Origin of the sequence: Mycolicibacter senuensis (genome assembly GCF_002101885.1) — a bacterium.
GTDB classification, from domain to species: domain Bacteria; phylum Actinomycetota; class Actinomycetes; order Mycobacteriales; family Mycobacteriaceae; genus Mycobacterium; species Mycobacterium senuense.
Window position 1 is genome coordinate 51,661 of record NZ_LQPS01000027.1, and the last position, 24,062, is coordinate 75,722.

The 24,062-nt window shown below is 68.5% G+C and carries 24 protein-coding genes; 23 read left to right on the plus strand and 1 reads right to left on the minus strand.

What is annotated here, in order from left to right; all coding sequences use genetic code 11:
• Positions 1–140 precede the first annotated feature (140 nt).
• Genes AWC24_RS06050 through AWC24_RS06080 form a run of 7 tightly spaced genes read left to right on the plus strand, consistent with a single transcriptional unit; the run spans position 141 to position 6,576 of the window.
• Positions 141–698 (plus strand): hypothetical protein, encoded by a 558-nt coding sequence (locus AWC24_RS06050; RefSeq protein WP_085083020.1) that lies wholly within the window; start codon positions 141–143, stop codon positions 696–698.
• Positions 698–1,414, plus strand: coding sequence for an NIPSNAP family protein (locus AWC24_RS06055; protein WP_085083022.1), 717 nt, complete (start codon positions 698–700; stop codon positions 1,412–1,414). The genes AWC24_RS06050 and AWC24_RS06055 overlap by 1 nt, the downstream gene beginning before the upstream one ends.
• A gap of 50 nt (positions 1,415–1,464) precedes the next feature.
• Positions 1,465–2,637: a cytochrome P450 gene (locus AWC24_RS06060; protein WP_049792980.1), complete on the plus strand. Its 1,173-nt coding sequence runs from the start codon at positions 1,465–1,467 to the stop codon at positions 2,635–2,637.
• 3 nt (positions 2,638–2,640) lie between these two features.
• Complete coding sequence (locus AWC24_RS06065) at positions 2,641–3,618, plus strand: zinc-binding dehydrogenase (protein WP_085083024.1); 978 nt, start codon at positions 2,641–2,643, stop codon at positions 3,616–3,618.
• Positions 3,615–4,367 (plus strand): HpcH/HpaI aldolase family protein, encoded by a 753-nt coding sequence (locus AWC24_RS06070; RefSeq protein ID WP_085083026.1) that lies wholly within the window; start codon positions 3,615–3,617, stop codon positions 4,365–4,367. Before AWC24_RS06065 ends, AWC24_RS06070 begins: the two co-directional genes overlap by 4 nt.
• On the plus strand, positions 4,367–5,098 hold the full coding sequence (locus AWC24_RS06075; RefSeq protein ID WP_085083028.1) for an SDR family NAD(P)-dependent oxidoreductase: 732 nt from the start codon (positions 4,367–4,369) through the stop codon (positions 5,096–5,098). Before AWC24_RS06070 ends, AWC24_RS06075 begins: the two co-directional genes overlap by 1 nt.
• Positions 5,080–6,576, plus strand: a complete 1,497-nt coding sequence (locus tag AWC24_RS06080; protein WP_085083030.1) for a flavin-containing monooxygenase — start codon at positions 5,080–5,082, stop codon at positions 6,574–6,576. The genes AWC24_RS06075 and AWC24_RS06080 overlap by 19 nt, the downstream gene beginning before the upstream one ends.
• Before the next feature lie 2 nt (positions 6,577–6,578).
• Here the strand turns inward: AWC24_RS06080 and AWC24_RS06085 are convergent, their stop codons facing one another.
• Positions 6,579–7,700 carry an alcohol dehydrogenase catalytic domain-containing protein gene (locus AWC24_RS06085; protein WP_085083072.1) on the minus strand — a complete coding sequence of 374 codons (1,122 nt, stop codon included), beginning with the start codon at positions 7,698–7,700 and terminating at the stop codon, positions 6,579–6,581.
• A gap of 14 nt (positions 7,701–7,714) precedes the next feature.
• On the opposite strand from AWC24_RS06085, the gene AWC24_RS06090 reads away from it, so the two are divergent.
• From AWC24_RS06090 to AWC24_RS06165, 16 genes are all read left to right on the plus strand, one after another.
• Positions 7,715–8,179: an acyl-CoA thioesterase gene (locus AWC24_RS06090; protein ID WP_085083032.1), complete on the plus strand. Its 465-nt coding sequence runs from the start codon at positions 7,715–7,717 to the stop codon at positions 8,177–8,179.
• A 35-nt stretch (positions 8,180–8,214) separates the two neighbouring features.
• Complete coding sequence (locus AWC24_RS06095; protein ID WP_085083034.1) at positions 8,215–8,655, plus strand: SRPBCC family protein; 441 nt, start codon at positions 8,215–8,217, stop codon at positions 8,653–8,655.
• A 69-nt stretch (positions 8,656–8,724) separates the two neighbouring features.
• Positions 8,725–10,407 carry a fatty-acid--CoA ligase FadD5 gene (fadD5, locus tag AWC24_RS06100; protein WP_109560344.1) on the plus strand — a complete coding sequence of 561 codons (1,683 nt, stop codon included), beginning with the start codon at positions 8,725–8,727 and terminating at the stop codon, positions 10,405–10,407.
• A gap of 269 nt (positions 10,408–10,676) precedes the next feature.
• Positions 10,677–11,429, plus strand: coding sequence for an MlaE family ABC transporter permease (locus AWC24_RS06105; protein ID WP_085975688.1), 753 nt, complete (start codon positions 10,677–10,679; stop codon positions 11,427–11,429).
• 1 nt (position 11,430) lies between these two features.
• Complete coding sequence (locus tag AWC24_RS06110; RefSeq protein WP_085083038.1) at positions 11,431–12,300, plus strand: ABC transporter permease; 870 nt, start codon at positions 11,431–11,433, stop codon at positions 12,298–12,300.
• Positions 12,301–12,305: 5 nt separating this feature from the next.
• Positions 12,306–13,520: an MCE family protein gene (locus AWC24_RS06115; RefSeq protein WP_085083074.1), complete on the plus strand. Its 1,215-nt coding sequence runs from the start codon at positions 12,306–12,308 to the stop codon at positions 13,518–13,520.
• A complete protein-coding gene (locus AWC24_RS06120) occupies positions 13,517–14,545 on the plus strand; it encodes an MCE family protein (RefSeq protein WP_085083040.1) in 1,029 nt (342 codons plus the stop codon). Before AWC24_RS06115 ends, AWC24_RS06120 begins: the two co-directional genes overlap by 4 nt.
• Positions 14,542–16,140, plus strand: a complete 1,599-nt coding sequence (locus tag AWC24_RS06125; RefSeq protein WP_085083042.1) for an MCE family protein — start codon at positions 14,542–14,544, stop codon at positions 16,138–16,140. The genes AWC24_RS06120 and AWC24_RS06125 overlap by 4 nt, the downstream gene beginning before the upstream one ends.
• 6 nt (positions 16,141–16,146) lie before the next feature.
• On the plus strand, positions 16,147–17,712 hold the full coding sequence (locus AWC24_RS06130) for a virulence factor Mce family protein (protein WP_085083044.1): 1,566 nt from the start codon (positions 16,147–16,149) through the stop codon (positions 17,710–17,712).
• Positions 17,713–17,729: 17 nt separating this feature from the next.
• Positions 17,730–18,881, plus strand: coding sequence for an MCE family protein (locus AWC24_RS06135; protein WP_083037114.1), 1,152 nt, complete (start codon positions 17,730–17,732; stop codon positions 18,879–18,881).
• Complete coding sequence (locus AWC24_RS06140; protein ID WP_085083046.1) at positions 18,875–20,467, plus strand: MCE family protein; 1,593 nt, start codon at positions 18,875–18,877, stop codon at positions 20,465–20,467. Before AWC24_RS06135 ends, AWC24_RS06140 begins: the two co-directional genes overlap by 7 nt.
• Entirely contained in the window at positions 20,464–21,102 is a 639-nt protein-coding gene (locus AWC24_RS06145; RefSeq protein WP_234807274.1) for an Rv1363c family protein, read from the plus strand. Before AWC24_RS06140 ends, AWC24_RS06145 begins: the two co-directional genes overlap by 4 nt.
• Positions 21,099–22,046: an RDD family protein gene (locus AWC24_RS06150; protein WP_085083048.1), complete on the plus strand. Its 948-nt coding sequence runs from the start codon at positions 21,099–21,101 to the stop codon at positions 22,044–22,046. Before AWC24_RS06145 ends, AWC24_RS06150 begins: the two co-directional genes overlap by 4 nt.
• Positions 22,043–22,591, plus strand: a complete 549-nt coding sequence (locus AWC24_RS06155) for an Rv1363c family protein (RefSeq protein WP_083037117.1) — start codon at positions 22,043–22,045, stop codon at positions 22,589–22,591. Before AWC24_RS06150 ends, AWC24_RS06155 begins: the two co-directional genes overlap by 4 nt.
• A complete protein-coding gene (locus AWC24_RS06160; protein WP_085083050.1) occupies positions 22,588–23,268 on the plus strand; it encodes a mammalian cell entry protein in 681 nt (226 codons plus the stop codon). Before AWC24_RS06155 ends, AWC24_RS06160 begins: the two co-directional genes overlap by 4 nt.
• A 3-nt stretch (positions 23,269–23,271) precedes the next feature.
• Positions 23,272–23,937, plus strand: coding sequence for a YoaK family protein (locus AWC24_RS06165; RefSeq protein WP_085083052.1), 666 nt, complete (start codon positions 23,272–23,274; stop codon positions 23,935–23,937).
• The last annotated feature ends 125 nt before the right edge of the window (positions 23,938–24,062 follow it).

Consider the following 24,062-nt stretch of genomic DNA (forward strand, 5'->3'; position numbering starts at 1 on the left):
ACCCCTCCCCTTGTTCAGATCGTGACTTTACAATTTATGCCTCAACTGTAATATCTTCCAGAGTTGCGCCACCCCCTCGGACAAGCCCTGCCCGGCCGGTGGCGTCGCCTGAGATCGTCACGACGAGCTGGGATGATGCGATGACAAGCAGCGCTGCGAGGCTGGACTTGCCGTTCGAGGATCCGCAACTGCGCTACCACCTGGATGTCATTGCGCTCGACGTCACCGCGCTGGTGCAGGCCGCCGGCGGCTGGCTGTATCACCGGGTGGCGACCGGATGGGACGTCAACGTGATGGTGCCGGCGCAGCAGGACCTGCGCCCGCTGCAGATCCTCGGCGTGCGGACAGCCGACCTGGAGACCGAGCTGTCGGCAACCAGCGGCGAGACGGCCAGGCAGGGCCTCGCCGTCGTCACCGACGCGTTCGCCAGGGATCCCCGGATCCGTCAGCGGGTGCAGTCCGCGCTGCGGCGCAGCGTGACCGAGGTCGTGCTGTGGGGCGAAAGCTGGCCGGTGGCCGTCAACCAGCGACTCGACGCGGTGCGCCATGTGCTCACCGTGGCGGGACGGGCCTTCAAGAGGCAAGCCCTGTTGGCCGCCGACACTCGGGCCGACCTCCGAGTGGACTCCACCGAGATGTTCCGCAGCGATCAGAAGCGTTGCCTGCCGGTCGATTCCGATCTGGTGTCGGTCGACTGATGCGCAAGTACTATGACCACACGCTGCTGTACCTGCATGAGACGATCGACCTCGGCCGGGGCACGACCGACGAGTTCACCGGGAAGTTCACCGGCATCTACCAGCCGATGATGACCGAACTGGGCGCCCGGCCGTTCGCGCTGTGGGAGACCACCCGCTACAACGGCCACTGGCCGCAGGTCACCATCATCTGGGAGATCGACGCGTTCGCCGACTACGCCCGCATCGGACGGGCGCAGGCCCGCGGCGGCAGCCACGCGAAGCCCGCTGCCGAGTGGTCGGCCTATCTCGCCGGCATCGGGGCCGCTGGGGAGGGCCGCATCATGTATCCCGCCCCGCAGAACAAGACCTTGGCGCAACTCGGCGACGCCGGCTTCGACGCGACGTTGGTGATCCAGGAGATCATGCAGACCAAACCCGGCCGCCAGGACGACTACATCCGGGAGTTGGAGCGCCTGTACGTGCCGTGGTCGGAACGTACCGGAAAACGCTGGCTCGGTTCGTTCACCACCACCTTCCGCTTCAACGAGGTCATCCACTACTGGGCGCTCGACGGCGACTGGGACTGCTTCGCGCAGCACTACCCGTCCTGGAAGGGTCAGCCACCGGCCGAGATCGTGACCTGGATGAGTGTGGCGCCGGCACTGCGGGACGGCTGGGAGGACTCCATCCTGCAGGCGCTGCCGCCCGCCCCGCTCCAGCGAGGCGCCGAGTGACAGCGGTGGCGGACCGGGCCTTCTCGTACGACCCGTTCGACCCGGCCGTGATGGCCGACCCACTGCCGTACTATCGCGTGCTGCGCGATCACCACCCGGTGTACTACGTGCCCAAGTGGGATCTGTTTGCGCTCTCGCGATTCGACGACATCTGGGATGTGCTGGCGGTCAGTGACGGTACCTTCGTCGCCTCCGAGGGAACGCTGCCGGCGGCCAGCGTGCTGGCACAGCACAACAGCGGACCCGTCCCCGATCCGCCGCTGCACCCGCTGCCGTTTCACGCCGTCTTCGACAAGCCGATCTACGACGACATCCGCCGGCTGCAGTCACCGGCGTTTCGGCCCAGGTCGGTAGCCGACTGGACCGAGCGGATCCGCGTGCTGGCCAATCAGCGGCTCGACGAGCTGCTGCCGCAGGGCCGGTTCGACCTCACCTGTGACTACGGCGGAATCGTGGTGGCCCAAGTGGTCTGCGAGCTGCTGGGCGTCCCGCTCGAGCTGGCCGGCGAGGTGCTCGCGGCGGTGAACGCCGGCAGCCTCGCGCAGGCCGGCGCCGGGGTGGACACGGCTGCGGCCCGACCTAACTACCTGGAGTACCTGATCCCGGCCGTGCAGCGCCGGCGTGCCGAGCAGGGTGCGGGCGGGCTGCCGATCGTCGACGGCATGCTGGCCTACCGGCTGCCGGACGGGCGCGCGCTCGACGACGTCGAAGCGGCGACCCAACTGCTGTGCATCTTCATCGGCGGTACCGAGACGGTGCCCAAGATCGTCGCGCACGGGCTGTGGGAGCTGGTCCGCCGGCCCGACCAGCTCGCCGCGGTGCGCGCCGACCCGGCGGCGGTGGAGCTCGCCCGCGAGGAGATGATCCGGTATTGCGCGCCGGCGCAATGGTTCGCAAGGACCGCGCGTAAGCCGTTCACCGTGCACGACACCACCATCGCGCCGGGGCAGCGCATCATCACGCTGCTGGCCTCGGCCAGCCGCGACGAGCGACAATACCCCGACCCCGACGAATTCCGGTGGGACCGGCCCATCAAACGCTCGCTGGCGTTCGGCCGCGGACAGCACTTCTGCATCGGCTACCACCTGGCCCGCCTCGAGGTGACCGTCCTGGTGCAGGAGTGGCTGCGCCGGGTGCCCGAGTTCCGCATCGTCGAGGACGGTGCGACCAGGCTGCCGTCGAGTTTCCAGTGGGGCTGGAACACCATTCCGGTGGAGGTCTGACGCATGTGGGTCCACCGGCTGGTCGCGCCGTACGAATTCGAGCGTATCGAGGTCCCCGACCTCACCGAGCAACAGCTCGGCGACGGACAGGTGCTGCTGTCCTTCGTCGCCGCCGGGGTGTGCGGCAGCGACCTGCCCGCCTTCCGCGGCGCGCAGGGCAGGCTGCCCGGTGACAGCGGCGCCAGCGCGGCGGAGAAGAACGGCTTCCCGATCCACGAGATCGTCGGGGACGTCCTCGCCAGCCGGCACCCGCGGCACCGCCCCGGCGACCGTGTCGTCGGGTGGGCCTCCGGTTTCGACGGCCTGATGCAGCGGGTGATCAGTGACGGCGACGGACTCGCCGGTTTCGACCCGACGCTGACGCCGGCCGAAGCGGTGGGCCTGCAGCCGCTGGCGTGCGTGCTCTACGCCATTGAAGCCGTTGCGCAGCATACCGAGCTGGCCGGCCGCCACGTGGCGGTGCTCGGCCAGGGGTCGATCGGCCTGCTGTTCAGCGCGGTCGCCAAGGCCGCCGGCGCCCGGCGGGTCACCGGAGTCGACCCGGTCGACCGCCGCGCGGTCGCCGCCGGCTTCGGCGTCGACACCGTCGTGCAGTCCACCAGCGACCGCTGGCTGCGCCATCTGGACACCGCGGACCGGCCGGAGATCGTGATCGAAGCGGTCGGCCACCAGGTCGCCACCTTGAGCCACGCCATCGAAGCCGTCGCACCCGGCGGCACCGTCTTCTACTTCGGTGTCCCCGACGACGACAGCTACCCGATCAGCATGCGCACCATGTTGCGCAACAACCTGACGTTGATCTCCGGCGTGACGCACGACCGCGCGCGGATGCTGGAGGCCGCCGGCAAGTTCGCCGCCGAGCACCCCGAGCTGCTGAAGAACTACCTCACCCATGTCTTCGGCTGCGACGACGCGCAGGCTGCCTTCGAGTTGGCGGTCCGGCCGGTGCCGGACCGGGTCAAGATCGCGATCGTCGCATGACCTCGGCGCTGCGCACCGCGCTGACCCACCAGTCACCGCTGTGGGGCGGCTGGATCACCGGGCCGACGGTGCTGGGCCCGGAGGAGTTCGCCCGGGCGGGCTACGACTATGTGGGGTTCGACGCCCAGCACAGCTACCTCGACGACGCCGAGATCGCAGGCATGCTGCGGCACACCGAGCACCTGCCGATCGCCACCGCGGTGCGGCTGCCGAACGCGGACGCCGCGCCGATCGGCCGGGTGCTCGACGCCGGCGCCGACGCGGTCATCATCGCGATGATCGAGACCGCCGAGCAGGCGGCGACCGCGGTGGCAGCCGCGCACTACCCACCGGCCGGCGTCCGCAGCTTCGGTCCGCTGCGGTCCGGGCTGGGCCGCGACCTGACCGCACTGGAATCCCGGGCGGACGTCTTCGCGATGATCGAGACCGCTGCGGCGCTGGCCGACGTGGAACAGATCTGCGCGGTACCCGGACTGGCCGGTGTCTACGTCGGACCCGCCGACCTGGCGATCTCGATGGGTGTCGAGGTCTCCCAGGCCACCACCGACCCCGACGTGCGGGCGGCGATGACCCAGATCCACCGGGCGGCGTCGGCCGCCGGCGTGATCGCCGCGACACACGGCGGATCCGGTGTGGCCGGACGCAAGCTGGCCGCGCTGGGCTACCAGATGATCACGCTGGCAGCCGAATCCCAGGCGTTACGGTGCGGAGCGCTCGAGCACCTCAACGAGGCCAGGGGCAGCCACTGATGAAACCGGCACGCGTCGCCCTGGTCACCGGCGCCGCCCGCGGACAGGGCGCGGCGATCGTGGAACGACTGCGCGCCGACGGATTCGCCGTGGCCGCCTGCGACGTCGACGAAGCCGGCCTGGACAGCCGGATCACGGCGGGCACCGACGACGCGCTGATCGGCATCCCGCTCGACGTGACCTCCCGGCCGCAGTGGGACGCCGCCGTGGCAGCGACCGTGGAACGGTTCGGGTCGCTGACCACGCTGATCAACAATGCCGGTGTGCTGCACCGGGCCGCGATCGCCGAGGAAACACCGGACGGCTTCGAAAACGCCTGGCGGGTGAACTGTCTCGGGCCCTTCCTGGGAATCCAGGCGGCACTGGAGCAGCTCCGCCGGGCCGACGGCGCCGCCGTGGTGAACACCTGCAGCACCGGCGCGATCCGGCCCTTCCCGCACCACAGCGCCTACGGATCGTCGAAGTGGGCGCTGCGCGGGCTGACCCAGACCGCCGCCGCCGAACTCGCAACCGCCGCAATCAGGGTCAACGCGGTCTTCCCGGGGCCGATCGCCACCCCGATGCTCGACGAGGGCACCCAGCAGCGGCTGGCGGCGGTCTCGGCGACCGGCCGGCTCGGTGAGCCGGGCGAGGTCGCCGACGCGGTGGCGTTCCTGGTCTCCGACGCGGCATCGTTCATCACCGGCGCCGAACTCGTGGTGGATGGCGGTCAATGCCTACAGATCCGATGAGCAGACCGCGGCCGCTGTCGGTCGGCATCATCGGCGCCGGCCCGGGCGGGCTGGCGCTGGGAATCCTGCTGCGGCAGGCGGGTTTCACCGACGTCACCATCTTCGACCGGGAGGACGGCGTCGGCGGCACCTGGCGGATCAACACCTATCCGGGTCTGGCCTGCGACGTCAAATCGCACCTGTACTCCTACTCCTTCGAGCTGAACCCGCACTGGTCACGGCAGTGGTCCAAGCAACCGGAGATCCTGGCGTACTTCGAACGCTGCGCCACCGATCACGGTCTGGAGCCGCACCTGAAGTTGCGCACCGAGATCCGTTCGGCGACCTGGGAAGCCGACCGCCGGCAGTGGCGGCTGACCACCGCCGACGGCACCGAGTACCGCTACGACGTCGTGGTCTCGGCGGTCGGCCTGTTCACCCAGCCGGTGCTACCCGATCTCGCCCAAGAGCAGCCGTTCACCGGCACCGTGATGCACTCGGCGCGCTGGGATCACTCGGTGCGACTCGACGGCGCCCGGATCGCCGTGCTCGGCACCGGTTCCACCGCCGCACAGTTGGTGCCGGAATTGGCCGATGTCGCCGCGAAGGTCTATTCGGTGCAGCGGTCGCCGACCTGGATCCTGCCCAAACCCGATCGCAGCTACACCCCGCGTGAGCACTGGGCGTTCACCCGCATCCCGTTGGCCAAACGGTTGTATCGGCTGCGGCTGTGGCTGCGCAGCGAGGCGAACATCTCGGTGATCGAGAACGGCAGCGACAAGACGGCTGAGTTCACCGCCACCGCGCGACGCCTGTTGGACACCAACGTCACCGACCAGGAGTTGCGCGCCGCGCTGACCCCCGATCACCCGCTGGGCTGCAAACGGCTGGTCTTCTCCTCGGATTACCTACCCGCCTTGAGCCGGCCCAACGTCGAGGTGGTGACCAGCCCCGCCAAAGCGCTGCGGTCCGGCGCCCTGGTCACCGAGGACGGCACCGAGTGCGAGGTCGACGTGGTGATCTGCGCCACCGGATATGCCGCCGCCGACTATCTCGGTCAGATCGAGGTGACCGGGGAGGGCGGCACCACGCTGCGGCAGGCGTGGCGCGACGGGCCGCGCGCCTACCTGGGCATGGCGATGCCCGGCTTCCCCAACTTCTTCATGCTCTACGGGCCCAACACCAACGTCGGCTCCAACAGCGTCATCTTCGTGCTGGAAGCCCAAGCGCGCTACGTCGTCCGGGTGCTCAAGCACCTGCGGCGCAGACGCCGGTCGTATGTCGCGGTGCGGCCCGCCGCGCTGGCCGCCTTCATCGCCAAGATCGACCGCTGGATGCAGGGCACCGTGTGGACCACCCGATGCAGCAACTATTTCCGTGCCGCCAACGGTCGGGTGGTCACCCAGTGGCCGCGCAGTGCCGGCGCCTTCTGGGCGATGACCCGCCGCTTCCGGGCCGCCGACTTCACGTTTGAACCGCAGCAACACCGCGACTCCTGAGATCAGGGTGCGTCGAACGTGATGACCTGGCGCACCGCGCCGCCGTCGGCCAACCGGTCCATCGCCTCGTTGATGTCGTCGAGGGCGATGGTGGCCGACACCAGTTGTTGCACCGGCAGCTTGCCGGCGCGCCATAGCGCGACGAATCGCGGGATGTCACGGGCGGGCACCGCCGAGCCGAGATAGCTGCCGATCAGCGTCCGGCCCTCGGCGACCAGGCTCAACGGCGACACGCTGATCCGAGCGTCGGGCGGTGGCAGGCCGACGGTGATGGTGCGCCCGCCGGGAGCGGTCAGTTCGATCGCGGTCTGCAGTGCGGCGGGATGCCCGACCGCCTCGATCACCATCGGCGCGCGCACGCGGGCGTCGAGCGCCTGCTGTGGCGTGTAGGTGCGCTGCACTCCCAGACCGTTGGCCGCGGCGAGCTTCTCCGGGAGCTGATCGACGGCGATCACATCGACCCCGTCGTGCGCCAGCACGGTCAGCACCGCCGCCATGCCGACGCCGCCGAGCCCGACCACCGCCACGGTCTGCCCGGCCGCCGGGCGGGCCACGTTGATCACCGCGCCACCGCCGGTCAGCACCGCACACCCCAGCAGCGCCGCCACCGGCGGCGGCACATCGTCGGGCACCGGCACGGCGCTGGTCGCGCTGACCACCGCGTGGGTGGCGAAACCGGAGACCCCGAGGTGGTGGTGGACCGGCCGGCCGGCGCGGCGCAACCGGATGTCGCCGCCGAGCAGGGTGCCGGCGCCGTTGGCCGCACTGCCCGGCTCACAGGGGGTCAGCCCGCCGGTGGCGCACGCCGGGCAATGCCCGCAGCGCGGCAGGAACGTCAGCACCACCCGCTGGCCGACCGCGACGCCGCCGACATCGGCGCCCACGCCGACCGCCTCGACGATTCCGGCCGCCTCGTGGCCGAGCAGCATCGGCACCGGACGCACCCGGTTGCCGTCGACCACCGACAGGTCGGAGTGACAGACCCCGGCGGCTTCCACCCGAACCAGCAGTTCGCCGGGGCCCGGCGGGGCCAGGTCCAGCTCGGACACCACGAGCGGCCGCGACCGGGCGTAGGGCCGTGGCGCCCCGATCCGCTCCAGCACCGCGCCGAGGATGGCAACCATGTTGGAATACAACCATGAGTTCCGCGGTACCGCCCGCCCCGGAAGGGCTGACCAGCCAGGACTTTCCGGTGCACTGGCCGGTGCTGACCCGCTGGGCCGACAACGACATGTTCGGTCATCTCAACAACGCGGTGTACTACCAACTCTTCGACACCGCGATCAACGGCTGGATCGCGGCGAACGTCGCAGGCCTCGACCCGGTGGCCATGCCCGAACTCGGCGTGGTGGCCGAGTCGGGCTGCCGCTTCCTTGGCGAACTGGGCTTCCCGGACCGGCTCGCGGTCGGGCTGGCGGTCACCCGGCTGGGGCGCAGCAGCGTCACCTACCGACTCGCGGTGTTCCGCGTCGACGATGACGCAGGCGCCGGTCCGGTGGCTGCCCTGGGGCACTGGGTGCATGTCTACGTCGACCGCGCCACCCGGCGGCCGGTGCCGATCCCCGACGCGATCCGGGCACTGCTGGAAACCGCGAAGGTGTAGCGGGCGGCCGTTCCGCCGGTGGTTATGCTCGGCGGATGCCGCTCGTGAGCAAGACCGTCGAAGTCACTGCCGACGCCACCACCATCATGGCGATCGTGGCCGACTTCGAGGCGTACCCGCAGTGGAACGAAGAGATCAAAGGGCTGTGGGTGTTGCACCGCTACGACGACGGCCGTCCCAGCCAGGTGCGGCTGGACGCCTCGTTCTCCGGCTTCGACGGAACTTTCATCCAGGCGGTCTACTACCCCAGCGAGACCCAGATCCAGACCGTGCTCCAGCAGGGTGACCTTTTCACCAAGCAGGAGCAGCTGTTCAGTGTGGTCGGCATGGGACCTACCACGCTGCTGACCGTCGACATGGATGTCGAAACCCAGATGCCGGTGCCCAAGCCGATGCTCAAGAAGGCCGCCAACGACGCACTGGAATACCTGGCCGACAATCTCAAACGCCGCGCCGAGCAACTGGCTGCGGGTTAGTCTCAGCGTCAATCGCAGCGGGTCGGCGCCGCTGGCCCGGCCTCGGGCGCAGCGGGTCGACGCAGCGTCATCGTCACGAGGCGGGAGAGCCGATTGACCCATCCGACAACCGATCCCGCCGAACAGCCCTACCGCGCCCGACGGGCGAACTGGGTCAACCAACTGGATCGGCACGCGCTGATGCAACCGGACGCCCCGGCGCTGCGGTTCCTGGGCCAGACCACCACGTGGGCGCAGTTGCGGAAAAGGGTCACCGCACTGGCCGACGCGCTGAGCCGCCGCGGCGTCGGCTTCGGCGACCGGGTCATGATCCTGATGCTCAACCGGACCGAGTTCGTCGAGGCGGTGCTGGCCGCCAACATGCTGGGCGCGATCGCCGTCCCGGTGAACTTCCGGCTAACCCCGCCGGAGCTCGCCTTCCTGGTCACCGACTGCGAGGCGCGGGTTCTGATCACCGAGACGGCGCTGGTGCCGGTGGCGGTCGGTGTGCGCGGGTTGACCGATCTGCTGGACGCCCCGGACGCCATAGTCGTGGCCGGACCGCCGCAGGGGCCCGGCGAGGACGGCCGGAGCGCACCCGGTCTGATCGCCTACGACGACCTGATCGCCGAGACCGGCACACCGCATCAACCGGTGGATGTCGAAAACGATTCGCCGGCCCTGATCATGTACACCTCGGGGACCACCGGCCACCCCAAGGGCGCGGTGCTCACCCACACCAACCTGGTCGGCCAGACCATGACCGCACTGCACACCGCCGGCACCGGCACGAACGACGTGGCCTTCATCGGGGTGCCGTTCTTCCACATCGCCGGTGTCGGCAACCTGCTGCCCGGCATGTGGCTGGGCATCCCGACCGTGATCAACCCGCTCGGCGCCTTCGACGCCGGCCAACTGCTCGACGTGCTGGCCGCCGAGCAGGTCACCGGCATCTTCCTGGTGCCCGCGCAGTGGCAAGCCGTCTGCGCCCAGCAGCAGGCCAACCCGCGCGATATCCGGCTGCGGACCATGTCATGGGGGGCGGCGCCGGCCTCTGATGCGCTGCTGCGACAGATGGCCGAGACCTTCCCCGGCACCAAGATCCTGGCGGCATTCGGGCAGACCGAGATGTCGCCGGTGACGTGCATCTTGCTCGGCGAGGACGCCGTGCGGAAGCTCGGGTCGGTCGGCACCGTGATCCCGACCGTCACCGCCCGCGTCGTCGACGAGGACATGAACGAGGTCCCCGTCGGTGAGGTCGGTGAGATCGTCTACCGGGCGCCCACCCTGATGAGCGGTTACTGGAACAACCCCGAAGCCACCGCCGAGGCCTTCGCCGGCGGTTGGTTCCACTCCGGAGATCTGGTCCGGATGGACGCCGAGGGCTACGTCTGGGTGGTCGACCGCAAGAAGGACATGATCATCTCCGGCGGCGAGAACGTGTACTGCGCCGAAGTGGAGAACGTCCTGGCCGGTCACCCCGACATCGCCGAGGTCGCGGTGATCGGTCGCGCGCACGAGCAGTGGGGCGAGGTGCCGATCGCGGTCGCCGCCGTCTACCGGGCCGATCTGCTGCTGGCCGACCTCGACGATTTTCTGACGGAGCGACTGGCGCGTTATAAGCACCCGAAAGGATTGGAGATCGTCGACGCGCTGCCGCGCAACCCGGCCGGCAAGGTGCTCAAGACCGAACTGCGAACCCGCTACGGCGCGGTCCGGCAATCCGAACCGGGCACCGCCGCAACCGATACCGCACAGAACGCCGACGCTTGAGGTGGCGGCACATTACTGTCCGGTAGGAAACCTGCGGACGTTGGAACGAATCGATCTCCTTCTCACGCAGTCATCAGGTATGGTCCGATGGTCGCCAACGGCACGTTGGGGCGCTATGGTGACGCGGGTCTCGGAGAGAACTTGGACGGACGGAGAGAACCTGTGCGACGCGATTCCGTGCTGCGTCGTGACGCGGAGTCTCCAGTGAGGGGGGTGTTGTGACGGCTCCGGCGCGTCCCCGCCTGGTCGATTTCGCCCGTGATCGAGTGATGCCGCCGCTGGTGATGGTCGGCGGGTTCTTCCGGATGTGCGCCCTGACCGCGCGGGCACTGTTCATGCCGCCGTTCCAGTGGCGCGAGACCCTGCAGCAGGGTTGGTTCATCACCAGCGTCGCCCTCGTGCCCACCGTCGCGGTCGCCATCCCGCTGACCGTGCTGCTGGTCTTCACCCTCAATATTCTGTTGGCCCAGTTCGGAGCTGCCGACGTCTCGGGTGCCGGTGCCGGCATCGCAGCGGTCACCCAGCTGGGCCCGCTGGTCACCGTGCTGGTGGTCGCCGGCGCGGGCTCGACCGCGATCTGCGCGGACCTGGGCGCCCGCACCATCCGCGAGGAGATCGACGCGATGGAGGTGCTCGGTATCGACCCGATCCATCGCCTGGTGGTGCCGCGGGTGATCGCCGCGACCGTGGTGGCGCTGCTGCTCAACGCTCTGGTCATCGTCATCGGCCTGGCGGGCGGCTTCCTGTTCGGCGTGTACCTGCAGAATGTCTCCGGCGGCGCCTACCTGTCGACGCTGACATTGCTGACCGGGCTGCCCGAGGTGATCATCTCCACGGTCAAAGCGAGCGTGTTCGGACTTATCGCAGGCTTGGTTGGTTGTTATCGGGGTCTTACTGTTCGCGGCGGTTCCAAAGGATTGGGTACGGCCGTGAACGAGACGGTGGTGCTGTGCGTGATCGCGTTGTTCGCGGTGAACGTCGTGCTGACCACCATCGGCGTGAAGTTTGGAACGGGGACCTGAGATGTCGACGTCGGCAGTGGTGCGCGCCCGGTTTCCCGGGCTGATCGCGAACTATCAGCGCTACATCGGAGCGGCCGGACGTTCGCTCGACAAGAGCGGCCAGATGGGCTGGTTCTTCCTGACTGCGATCCGGCAGATCCCGTGGGCACTGCGCCGGTACCGCCGGGAGTCGCTGCGGTTGATCGCCGAGCTGGGGATGGGCACCGGCGCGATGGCCGTCATCGGCGGCACGGTGGCGATCATCGGCTTCGTGATGCTGGCCGGTGGCTCGCTGATCGCGATTCAGGGGTTCACCTCGCTCGGCAACATCGGCGTGGAGACCTACACCGGTTTCGCTGCGGCGCTGGTCAACGTCCGCGTGGTCGGCCCGGTCAACGCCGGCATCGCCCTGGCCGCGACGGTCGGCGCGGGCGCCACCGCCGAACTCGGCGCGATGCGGATCAGCGAAGAGATCGACGCGCTGGAGGTGATGGGGATCAACTCCATCTCCTACCTGGTGTCCACCCGCGTGGTGGCCGGCTTCACGGTGATCATCCCGCTGTACGCGCTCGCGCTGATCATGGCGTTCGCCTCGCCGCAGATCGTCACGACCCTGTTCTTCGGACAGTCGTCGGGAACCTACGACCACTACTTCCGCACCTTCCTACGGGCCGACGATGTGTTCTGGTCGTTCATGGAGACCATCCTGATCGCGGTGATCGTCATGATCACCCACTGTTACTACGGCTTCAACGCCAGCGGCGGCCCGGTCGGCGTCGGTGAGGCGGTCGGCCGATCGATGCGACTGTCACTGATCTCGGTGCCGACGGTCGTGTTGTTCGCTGCGTTGGCGCTCTACGGCGTCGACCCCAACTTCAACCTGACGATGTGATGACGATGGCAACCGGGAGAGAGAACAAGTCGCAGACCCCGCCCTACCGGGTCGCGGGCGTGGTGACGCTGGCGGTCCTGCTGCTCATCACCGGACTGGTCTACGGCCAGTTCCGGGGGGCGTTCATCAAGACGACATCGCTGACCATGGTGGCGCCGCGGGCCGGCCTGGTGATGGACCCGGGCGGCCCGGTGACCTACAACGGCGTGCAGATCGGGCGGGTGTCGGCCATCGCGCCGACAGAGTTCGAAGAGAAGCCGGCGGCCAAGTTCACCCTCGACGTGGAACCGAAATACATCAAGCTGATTCCGTCCAACGTCGAGGCCAACATCATGGCGACCACGTTGTTCGGCAACAAGTACGTGTCGCTGACCGCGCCGGACAACCCGACGACGGAGCGCATCAGCACCAAGCACATCATCGCCACATCGGTGACAACCGAACTCAACACGCTGTTCGAGACGGTGACCAAGCTCTCCGAGAGCGTCGACCCGGTCAAACTGAACCTCACCCTGCACGCCGCCGCGCAGGCGCTGACCGGCCTCGGGGACAAGTTCGGTGAATCCCTGGTCAACGGGACCGCGATCCTCGACGACGTCAACGCGCGGATGCCCTACTTCCGGCGCGACCTCAAGGGTTTCGCGACGCTCGGCGACGTCTACGCCGCCGGTGCGCCGGACCTGGTCGGCTTCCTGGAGCACTCGCCCACCACGGTGAAGACGATCACCGCCCAGCAGAAACAACTGGACGCCGCGCTGCTGGCCGCGGCCGGCGTGGGCAACCTCGGTGCGGACATCACCGACCGCTTCGGCCCCTACCTGCGGGCGCAGTTCTCCGACCTGGTTCCGGTGTCGGCCCTGCTCGACGAGTACAGCCCGGAACTGTTCTGCGCCATCCGCAACCTCGCCGAGGGCGCGCCCAAGGTGTACAACTTCCTCGGCGGCGGCGACGGTTACGCGCTGGACACCGTCAGTGAGCTGGTCAGCCCGGCCAACCCCTACATCTACCCGGACAACCTGCCGCGCTACAACGCCCGCGGCGGACCCGGCGGGGCGCCCGGCTGTTGGCAGGAGATCACCCACGATTTTTGGCCGGCGCCGTACCTGGTGGCCGACACCGGAGTCAGCCAAGCACCCTACAACCACTTCGAATCCGGATCGCCCACGGCCATCGACTACGTCTGGGGCCGCCAAGTCGGGGAAAACACGATCAACCCATGAACATCACCAGGACTGCAGTCAAACTCGGCGTCGTCGGATCGGTGCTGCTGCTCTTCACGATCGGGCTGGTCGTGGTATTCGGGCAGATCCGGTTCGACCGGACGTCCCGCTACTCCGCGGAGTTCAGCAACGCCAGCGGCCTGCGCCAGGGCCAGTTCGTCCGTGCCTCCGGCGTGGAGATCGGCAAAGTCAAAGAGGTGCGCCTGGTCGAAGGCGGCAGCCGCGTGGTGGTCGACTTCGACGTCGATCGCTCACTGCCGCTGTACCAGTCGACTACCGCGCAGATCCGTTACGACGACCTCATCGGCAACCGGTATCTGGAGCTCAAGCGCGGCGACGGTGAGGGCGCCGACCAGCGGCTGCCGGCCGGCGGGTTCATCCCGGCATCCCGCACCCAGCCCGCCCTCGACCTCGATGCGCTGATCGGTGGTTTCAAACCGGTGTTCCGGGCGCTTGATCCGGACAAGATCAACAACATCGCCTCGTCGATCGTCACGGTCTTCCAGGGCCAGGGCGGCACCATCAACGACATCCTGCAGCAGACCGCGCAACTGACCGCGCACATCGCCGATCGGGATGCCGCCATCGGCGAGGTGGTCAAGAACCTCAACACGGTGCTGGACACCGCGGTGCGGCACCGCCAGACGTTCGACGAGACCGTCGACAACTTCGACAAGCTCGTCAAGGGCCTGAACGACCACCGCGCCGGGCTGGCCTTCGGCACCGCCGAATTCGGTAACGCCGCCGGCAACCTGGCCGACCTGCTGGCCGACAACCGCCCGCAGCTGCACAGCATCTTCCCGGTCGCGGGCCCCGAGCCACCGGACCGGATGGCCGACGTCGAGGGGCTGTTGGAGCGGATCCCGCAGGCGCTGAAGCTCATCGGGCGGACCGGCGTCTACGGCGACTTCTTCAACTTCTACATCTGTGACGCCACTATCAAGCTCCCGGGCCTGCAGCCCGGCGGACCGGTTCGCAACGTCCGGCTCTGGCAGCAGCCGACCGGGAGGTGCACACCGCAGTGAGGACTCTGGAACCGCCCAACCGGCCACGGATCGGCATCATCGGCATCATCACGGTCGCCTTGGTGACCTTGGTGGGGCAGACCTTCACCACGGTGCCGATGCTGTTCGCCGAGCCGAGCTACTTCGGCGAACTCTCCGACACCGGCGGGCTCAACGCCGGGGACAAGGTCCGCATCTCGGGCGTGGACGTCGGGAAGGTCCAGGACCTGTCCATCGCGGGCGATCACGTCCTGGTCCGGTTCTCCGTCGGCGCCCACCCGATCGGTACCGAAAGCATCATCGGGGTGAAGACCGACACCATTCTGGGTCGCAAGGTGCTCGCGATCGAACCCAAGGGCGAGAAGAAGATGCCCCCGCAGGGGGTGCTGCCGCTGGGGCAGAGCACCACGCCCTACCAGCTCTACGATGCGGTGTTCGACGTCACCAAGGCCGCGTCCGGCTGGGACATCGACACCGTCAAGCGGTCCCTGAAGGTGCTCTCGGAGACGGTCAGCGAGACCGCCCCCGATCTGAGTGCCGCCCTCGACGGCGTCGCCAAGTTCTCCGACACCATCGGCAAGCGCGACGACGAGATCACCCATCTGCTGGCCCAGGCCAACAAAATCGCTTCCGTGATGGGCGACCGCAGCGGTCAGATCGACGCCGTCCTACGCAACACCCAGACCCTGCTGGGCGCGTTCAACCAGCGCAGTCAAGCCATCTCGGCGCTGCTGGGCAACATCGCCTACTTCGGCGAACAGGTGCAGGGCCTGGTCCGGGACAACCCGAACCTGGATCTGCGCCACGTGTTCGTCGAGGCCGAGAACATCACCGCCATGTTGGTGCGCCGCCAGGACAGCCTGCGCGAGATGTTCACGATCCTGGGCCGCTACCTGACGATCGTCAACGACGCGATCGCCTCGGGACCGTACTTCAAGGTCTCGGCGCTCAACGTGATCCCGTTCTGGATCCTGCAGCCGTGGGTCGACGCCGCGTTCAAGAAGCGCGGCATCTCGCCGGAGGAGTTCTGGCGCAACGCGGGCCTGCCGGAGTTCCGCTACCCCGACCCCAACGGGACCAGGTTCGCCAACGGCGCACCGCCGCCCGCACCGCAGGTGATCGAGGGCACGCCGGAGCACCCCGGACCGGCCGTGGCGCCGGGATCGCCGTGCTCCTACGCGCCGGCGGCCGGACTGTTCCCGACCCCGGGCAACCCGTTGCCCTGCGCGAACCTGGACCCGAACGCGGGACCGTTCGGGCCGAGCGGACCGTACCCGGGCCCGACCGATGTGCTGGTCTCACCGCCGAACCCGGACGGGTTGCCCTCGACGCCGGGCATTCCGATCGCCGGCCGGCCCGGCGAGACCCCGCCGGTGGTGCCCGGTACCCCGGTCCCGATGCCCGACGCCAACCCGGGAGCGCGCTCCGAGCCGCTGGGCCCGATGCCCGGCCCGGCTCCGGCCAACCCGGGTGCGGCACCGCCGCCGGCACCGAGGGAGCCCGGACCGCCGGCACCGCCCGGACCGGGCAACCAATTGCCGGCGCCGTTCATCGCACCCGGTGAAGGCGGCAACAGTCAGCCCGGTGGCGGCGGCGGCTCGCTGGAAGGGAGGTAGCCGGACGTGAGTACGGTTTTCGACATTCGCAGCGTGCGTCTGCCCCAGATGTCGCGCGCCACGGTCATCGTGGGGTCGGCGCTGCTGGTGCTGGCGTTGCTGGCCGGCTTCGGCGGGCTGCAGCTGTTCCGGAAGCTCAACAGCACCACGGTGGTCGCCTACTTCCCGTCGACCGATGCGCTGTACGCCGGCGACGCCGTCCAGATCATGGGCGTGCGGGTGGGCGCGATCGACAAGATCGAACCGGCCGGCGACAAGATGAAGGTCACGCTGCACTACAACAACAAGTACAAGGTGCCGGCCGACGCCAAGGCGATCATCTTGAACCCGACCCTGGTGGCGTCGCGCACCATCCAGCTGGAGCCGCCCTACCGCGGCGGCCCGGTGCTGGCCAACAAGGCCGTCATCCCCGAGGAACGCACCGAGGTGCCGGTCGAGTGGGACACGCTGCGCAACGACGTCACCAACATCATCACCAAACTGGGCCCGACCAAGGAGCAGCCCAAGGGGCCGATCGGCGAGGCGATCGAGACCTTCGCCGACAGCCTGGCCGGCAAGGGCGAGCAGATCAACACGACGTTCAGCAGCCTCTCGGATGCGCTGACCGCGCTGAACAAGGGCCGCGGCGACTTCTACGCCGTGACGCGCAGCCTCGCGCTGTTCGTGCGGGCGCTCGACCACAACGACCAGCAGTTCGTTCAGCTCAACCGGGACCTGGCCACGTTCAGCAACAACCTGACCACCACCGATCAGGAGCTCGCGAAGGCCTCCGACCAGTTCTACGCCACCATGACGATCGTCCGGGCGTTCCTGAACCAGAACCAGGAACCGCTGGTCAAGACCATCGACAACATGGCCGAGGTGTCGACGGCCCTCACCCAGCCGGACCCGCTCGAAGGCCTGGAGACCGCACTGCACGTGCTGCCGAACGTGTTGGCCGGCGCGGGTGAGATCTACCACCCCGCGCAGGGCGCCGTCACCGGCTTCCCGGTGCTGCCGAACTTCGCCAACCCGATGCAGTTCATCTGTAGCGCGATCCAGGCCGGCAGCCGGCTGGGTTACCAGGACTCGGCCGAACTGTGCGCGGAGTACCTCGCGCCGGTGGCCGACGCCATCAAGTTCAACTACCTGCCGTTCGGTATCAACATCTGGACCAGCGCCTACACCACGCCCAAGCAGATCGCGTACTCCGAGCCGCGGCTGCAGCCGCCACCGGGATACAAGGACACCACCGTGCCCGGCATCTGGGTACCGGACACCCCGCTGTCGCACAAGAACTCGCAGCCGGGCTGGATCACCGCACCCGGAATGCAGGGTGTGGAGCCCGGTCACGACACCGCCCGGCTGTTGACACCCGAGTCGCTGGCGCAGTTGATGGGCGGCCCGGACCCGGCGCCGATCGAGTCCCAGTATCAGACCCCGCCCGGCCCGCCGAACGCCTACGACGAGGCGCCCGGTCCGCTGCCGTTCATCGGTCAGCCGCCCGGGGTGGCTCCGATAGCACCGCCCCCGCCCGGACCGAATGTGATCCCGGGCCCGGTGGCACCGCTTCCCCCGCGAGGTGAAGGCTGATGAGACGAAGTAGAGCGATGAAGACCGTCAGCCGGCGCTCCTGGCAGGCCCTGGTGCTGCTGATGGTGGCGTTGACGCTGACCTCGTGTCGGGATTGGCGGGGTATCGCCAACGTTCCGCTGCCGGGCGGGCCCGGCAGCGGCCCCGGCTCCTACACCGTCTATGTGCAGGTGCCGGACACCTTGGCGCTCAACGGCAACAGCCGGGTGCTCGTCGCCGACGTGTTCGTCGGCGCGGTCGACCAGATCGAGTTGAAGAACTGGGTCGCCACGCTGAAGCTCAAGCTCAACAAGGACGTTCACCTGCCGCGCAACGCCACCGCGAAGATCGGCCAGACCAGCCTGCTGGGATCTCAGCACATCGAGCTGGCGGCGCCGCCGGACCCGGTGGGCGAGCTCAAGGACGGCGACACCATCGGGCTGAACAACTCGACGTCGTTCCCGACCATCGAGCGGACCCTCGCCGGTATCTCGCTGCTGTTGCACCGCGGCGGGTTGTCGGACCTGGAGACCATCACCACCGAGTTCGACGCGATCATGGGTGGCCGGGCCGAACAGATCCGGGCGTTCCTGGACAAACTGGACACGTTCATCGGTTCCCTCAACGACCAGCGTGACGACATCACGCACGCCATCGACTCCACCAACCGGCTGCTCGGCTACTTCAGCGAGCACAACGACGCCATCGACCGGGTGCTGACCGACTTCCCGCCGCTGTTCAAGTACTTCAACGCCCAGCAGGCGATCTTCATCAACGCCATCGACGGGCTCGGCCAGATGGGCCGGGCGACCAACGAACAGATCGCGCCGGCCCGGGGCGACCTCAACAAGGTGCTGACGTCGATGCAGTGTCCCGCGCGGGAACTCCGCAAGGCGTCACCGTTCATACCGGACCTGTTGCAGGTCATGATCACCGCGCCGTACCACGTCGACGGTGCCTTCAAGGCGGTGCGCGGCGACTTCATCAACTCCTCGCTGGTCGTGGATCTGACGTTCGCCTCGATCGACAACGCGATCCTGACCGGCACCGGGTTCTCGGGGATGCTGCGCGCGCTCGAGCAGTCCTTCGGCCACGACCCCGAGAAGATGATCCCGGACGTCCGGTACACGCCGAACCCCGCCAGCGCGCCCGGCGGTCCGTATGTGGAAAGGGCTGACCGGAATTGCTGACAGCGCAGATCAAACGGCAGCTGATCATCTTCAGCGTGCTGACCGTCGCCGCCCTGGCGGTGCTGGGCGTGTACTACTTGCGCCTGCCGAGCCTTGCCGGCCTGGGTCAGTACACCCTCAAGGCGAACCTGCCCGAGGCCGGTGGTCTGTACAAGACCGCCAACGTCACCTACCGCGGAACCATCATCGGCCGGGTCACCGGAGTCGAGCCGACCGAGACGGGCGCGCAGGCCACGATGCAGATCTCCGACAAGTACAAGATCCCGGTCGACGCGACCGCGAATGTGCATTCGGTGTCGGCGATCGGTGAGCAGTACCTGGATCTGGTGTCCACGGATAACCCGGACCAGTACCTCAAACGGGGCCAGACGATCACCAAGGGCACCGTGCCGTCGGCGATCGGGCCGGCGCTGGACGCCGCCAACCGCGGCCTGGCCGCGTTGCCGACGGGCAAGATCACCGAGGTGCTCGACGAGACCGCGACGGCTGTCGGCGGTTTGGGGCCCTCGCTGCAGCGACTGGTCGACGCGACGCAGGCGATCGTCGCCGACCTCAAGGAGAACCTCGGCGACGTCGACGACATCATCGAGAAGTCGGCGCCGATCATCGAGAGCCAGGTCCAGTCGGGCGACGCGATTCACCAGTGGGCGCGCAACCTCAACGTCCTGAGCGCTCAGGCCGCCAGCCGCGACGAGACGGTGAAGCACATCCTGACCGACCTGCCGCCGCTGGTCGAGCAGGTGCACAGCGTGTTCACCCAGTCCAAGGACAGCCTGCCGCAGATGATGGCGAACATGTCGATCCTGACCGAGATGGGCAAGCGCTACAACCGCAACACCGAGCAGGTGTTGGTGTTCTTGCCGCAGGCCGGGTCCATCGTGCAGACGGTCAGCTCGACCTTCCCCGGACGCGCATCGCTGGACGTGGCGCTCGGCGCGTTCCCGGGCCCGATCTTCCCGGTGCCCATCCCGGGCCTGAGCCTGGGATATCCGCCGCCGTGTCTGACCGGTTACCTGCCGGCATCCGAATGGCGGGCCTTCGCCGACACCACACCGGCTGACCTGCCGGACGTCTCCTGCCGGATCCCGCAGGACACCCCGTCGAACAACGTCCGCGGCGTGCGCAACATCCCGTGTGTCGACGTGCCGGGCAAGCGGGCCGCGACGCCGAAGGAATGCCGCAGCGACAAGCCGTACGTCCCGCTGGGGACCAACCCCTGGTACGGCGACCCGAACCAGATCCGCAACTGCCCGGCGCTCGGTGCGCGCTGTGACCAGCCGGTCGAACCGGGCCACGTGATCCCGGCGCCGTCGATCAACACCGGACTGAACCCGCTGCCTGCGGATATGGTGCCGCCGACGCCTCCGCCGGCCAACGACCCGCTGACCCGGCCGGGCACCGGTACCGTGCAGTGCAACGGGCAGCAACCGAACCCCTGCGTCTACACGCCGGGCGGGGGGCCCGCTGCGATCTACAATCCACAGAGTGGCCAGGCGGTGGGGCCGGACGGCGTCGAATACTCCGTCGAGAACTCGACCAACATAGGAGACGACGCATGGAAGGGGATGCTGGCACCGTTCCAGTGACCACGGACGGGGAGCAGCAGACCGCCGACACCGCCGCTACCACAGATTCCGCAATTGTTGCGGACGAGCCCAGCGCAGCAGACGACGCGACGACGGAATCGATCCAGGCCGACGCAGCGGACGCCGGGTCGGCGCCGTCCCGCCTCGGGCGCCGACACCTGCTCGGTAGCTGTGCGTTGTTGGTCGTACTGGCCGCGGGGTTGGTGGCCGCCGGCTACCAGGGTCTGCGCGACCATGCCGCGAGTCAGGTCATGGCCCGCGACAACGCGGAGGCGGTGGAGGCGGCGAAGCACTGCGTCCTGGCCACCCAGGCGCCCGACGGGTCCGACGTGGCCTTGGCCCAGCAGCAGATCCTCGACTGCGCCGCCGGTGAGTTCCGGACCCAGGCGGGCCTGTACGGAGAGATCTTCGTTCAGGCATATCGGGCGGCCAAGGTGCGCACCGAGCTCACCGAGATGGGTGCCGCGGTCGAGCGGAACAACGAGGACGGCTCGGTCGACGTCCTGGTCGCGTTCCGGGTCAAGGTCGACAACGTCGAGACCCAGGGCAAAGAGGTGGGCTACCGGCTGCGGGCCCAGATGGTCCGCGAAGACGGCCAGTACCGGATCGGCAGACTCGATCAGGTGGCCCGGTGACCGACGCGGTAACGCAGGCGCCCGAGCCGGCGCGGTGGCGGGCACGGGCGGCCGCGCTGGCGATCGACCTGCTGCCGGGCGCGGTGGTGGCGGCGGCGATGGCGCTGGCGGCACTGGGCTTTCCGGCCGGCGGCCCGTGGTGGTGGGTCACGATGTCGATCGCCGGGCTGGCGATCTTGGCGACCGCGGTCAACCGGTCGCTGCTGCCGGTGCTCACCGGGTGGAGCCTGGGCCGCGCATACTCCGGAATCGAGGTGGTGCGCGGTGGCGGCACGACCGAACCGGTGGGTGTTGCGCGGTTGTTGCTGCGCGAGGTGGCGCACCTGCTCGATACCGTGCCGTTCTTGGCGGGCTGGATCTGGTCGCTGCGCGACAAGCGTGGGCGGACCTTCGCCGACATCCTGACCGGCACCGAGGTCCGCCAGGCCGGGACCCGCCCGCGGCCGGAGGGAATCCGGGCCAAGACGGGCGCGGCGTTCGTGGCGGCCGCCGCGCTCAGCGTCATCGCCGCAGTGGTCAGCTACCTGCTGGTCTTCCAGCGTGAACACTCCGCGGAGGTGGCGCGGGGCGAGCTCTCCCGGCAGGGACCCAAGATCGTCGCGGACATGTTGTCGTACGACCCGAAGACCCTGCCGGACGACTTCGCCCGGGCCCAGTCGTTGGCGACCGAGAAATATCGCGAACAGTTGGTGCCGCAACAAGATGCGATCCGCAACGGCGCACCGGTTCCGAACTACTACCGGGTCGCCGACGCCGCCGTCCTCAACGCGACCCCGCGCCGGGGGGCGATGCTGCTGTTCCTGCAGGGGCAGCGCGGCACGGCCGGAAAGGAGCGCCTGATCAGCGCCACCGTGCGGGTCACCTTCGCCAAGGCCGCGGGGGACTGGCGGGTCGATGACCTCACCGTCGTCAGCAAGCCGCTGCCGGCCGAGGGGGAGGGATGAGTCCGCGGCGGCAGCTCGGCGCCGATCACCGGCCGCTGTTCGTCGAGCGGGACGTGCCGCCGGGCCGGGCGCTGACCGCGGTGCTGACGGCCGCACTGCTGCTGGCGGCCGCGGCGATCACGGTGTGCACCCTGGTGTTGGTCTCGCATGCCTCCAACCATCGGGCGGCGATGCGCGATGTCGAGGTCCTCGGCGAAGTGGAGGCCTTCATGACGATGTTCTCCTCGCCGGATCCGTTCAACGCCAACGACTACGTCGCAGACGTGATGGCCCACGCCACCGGCGAATTCGAGCAGGAGTGCCAGGACAAGGCCAATCAGATCCTGCTCGCGGTCGCGCGTAGCGAACCGACCACCGGAACGGTGGTCGGGACCGGGGTCGAGCGGTGGAACGACGATGGCAGCGTCAACGTGTTGGTGGCCGTCGAGAACAGCGGTAAATCGCCCGACGGCAAGCAGGACATCAGCGCCGCATCCCGCTGGCTGCTGACGGCGCAGAAGGAAGGGGACCAGTGGAAGATCAGCAATCTGAACCAGGTGCTGTGACCGAGACGTCCTCCGACGGTGACGACGGTCTGACCGAGGACATCGAGGCCACCATCACCGACGACGACGGTGACGGCGACGGCGAACCCGAAGACGAGACCGACGAAACCCGGGACGGCGACGAAAGCGAAACCGCCGCAACGAAACCCCGTGTCCGCAGGCGGATCAGCCTGCGGGTGGCCGGCGCGCTGGCCAGTGCGCTCTTCATCGCGTCGGCGGCGTTCGCGGCCGGCGCCGCCCAGCCCTACCTCGTCGACCGCGCCGAGGTGGCCACCAAACTCGACATCGCCCGCACCGCGGCCCGGGCGATCCACACACTGTGGAACTACACGCCCGAGAACATGGACACCCTGCCGGATCGGGCGGCGGTGTATCTCAGTGGTGACCTGGAAGCCCAGTACCGCAAGTTCATCGCCGCGATCGCCGAGAGCAACAAGCAGGCCAAGGTCACCGACACCACCGAGATCGTCGGTGCCGCGGTGGAATCCCTGGACGGGCCGGAAGCCACTGTCCTCGTGTACACCAACACCTCGGCCACCAGCGAACTGAACAGGGCCGTTCCGTCGATCAAATACCTGGCGTACCGGCTTTACATGAAGCGCGAGCAGAACCGCTGGGTGGTCACCAGAATGCCCACCATCACCTCGCTGGACCTCACGCCGCGATTCCAGAGCTGACCCATGCTCGTCACGTCGCCGATCTCACCGCGGCGCACCGTGACCGCCCTGCTGCTGCTGACCTTCGCCACCGGCCTGGTCGACGCGATCAGCGTCCTGGTGCTCGGGCGTGTCTTCGTCGCGAACATGACCGGCAACGCGATCTTTCTGGGCTTCGTCTTCGTCCCGGGTGCGGGATTCGACCTGACCGCGGTGTTGCTGGCGTTCGGCGGCTTCTTGCTCGGGGCGATCTTCGGCGGCCGACTGGTGCGGAGCCTGGGTCACCGGCCCCGGGTGTGGGTGACCGCGGCGTTGAGCGTCGAGGTGGTGTTATTGCTCGTGCTGGCCGCGCTGACCGGTGCCGGCGTGTTGCAATACGCCGACGCCACCAGACTGCTCTTGATCGGCGGCCTCGCGGTCGCGTTCGGCGTGCAGAACTCGACCGCACGCCAGTTCGGCATCCAGGAGCTCTACACCACCGTCCTCACCTCGACGATCGTGGGCCTCGGGGTGGACAGCCGGCTGGCCGGCGGCACCGGGGAGCGCCAGAAGCTACGGCTGGGGGTGGTGTTGACGATGATCGGCGGTGCCGTCGTCGGCGCCACGCTGGCCCGTGCCGTCGTGGCGCCGGTGATCGCGCTGGCCGCGGCGGTGGTCACGGCGAGCATGCTGCTGTTCCGCTACGGCTGAGACACCGGCCCGCTCTCCGCGAGATTGCAACCATGCAGCATTTTCCGCCTCAAAGTCAAGCGGTTAGTGCATTTCCTCATGCTGCTTGCTTGATCAGGGCGGCTAGGCGTTGGGCCGGGGTGTCG

Excerpts from the sequence above, each read along its gene's own strand:
- AWC24_RS06050 (WP_085083020.1), top strand. The coding sequence starts at position 141 with ATGACAAGCAGCGCTGCGAGGCTGGACTTGCCGTTCGAGGATCCGCAA.
- AWC24_RS06055 (WP_085083022.1), top strand. The coding sequence starts at position 698 with ATGCGCAAGTACTATGACCACACGCTGCTGTACCTGCATGAGACGATC.
- AWC24_RS06060 (WP_049792980.1), top strand. The coding sequence starts at position 1,465 with ATGGCCGACCCACTGCCGTACTATCGCGTGCTGCGCGATCACCACCCG.
- AWC24_RS06065 (WP_085083024.1), top strand. The coding sequence starts at position 2,641 with ATGTGGGTCCACCGGCTGGTCGCGCCGTACGAATTCGAGCGTATCGAG.
- AWC24_RS06070 (WP_085083026.1), top strand. The coding sequence starts at position 3,615 with ATGACCTCGGCGCTGCGCACCGCGCTGACCCACCAGTCACCGCTGTGG.
- AWC24_RS06075 (WP_085083028.1), top strand. The coding sequence starts at position 4,367 with ATGAAACCGGCACGCGTCGCCCTGGTCACCGGCGCCGCCCGCGGACAG.
- AWC24_RS06080 (WP_085083030.1), top strand. The coding sequence starts at position 5,080 with ATGCCTACAGATCCGATGAGCAGACCGCGGCCGCTGTCGGTCGGCATC.
- AWC24_RS06085 (WP_085083072.1), bottom strand. The coding sequence starts at position 7,700 with ATGGTTGCCATCCTCGGCGCGGTGCTGGAGCGGATCGGGGCGCCACGG.
- AWC24_RS06090 (WP_085083032.1), top strand. The coding sequence starts at position 7,715 with ATGAGTTCCGCGGTACCGCCCGCCCCGGAAGGGCTGACCAGCCAGGAC.
- AWC24_RS06095 (WP_085083034.1), top strand. The coding sequence starts at position 8,215 with ATGCCGCTCGTGAGCAAGACCGTCGAAGTCACTGCCGACGCCACCACC.
- AWC24_RS06105 (WP_085975688.1), top strand. The coding sequence starts at position 10,677 with ATGCCGCCGCTGGTGATGGTCGGCGGGTTCTTCCGGATGTGCGCCCTG.
- AWC24_RS06110 (WP_085083038.1), top strand. The coding sequence starts at position 11,431 with ATGTCGACGTCGGCAGTGGTGCGCGCCCGGTTTCCCGGGCTGATCGCG.
- AWC24_RS06115 (WP_085083074.1), top strand. The coding sequence starts at position 12,306 with ATGGCAACCGGGAGAGAGAACAAGTCGCAGACCCCGCCCTACCGGGTC.
- AWC24_RS06120 (WP_085083040.1), top strand. The coding sequence starts at position 13,517 with ATGAACATCACCAGGACTGCAGTCAAACTCGGCGTCGTCGGATCGGTG.
- AWC24_RS06135 (WP_083037114.1), top strand. The coding sequence starts at position 17,730 with ATGAAGACCGTCAGCCGGCGCTCCTGGCAGGCCCTGGTGCTGCTGATG.
- AWC24_RS06155 (WP_083037117.1), top strand. The coding sequence starts at position 22,043 with ATGAGTCCGCGGCGGCAGCTCGGCGCCGATCACCGGCCGCTGTTCGTC.
- AWC24_RS06165 (WP_085083052.1), top strand. The coding sequence starts at position 23,272 with ATGCTCGTCACGTCGCCGATCTCACCGCGGCGCACCGTGACCGCCCTG.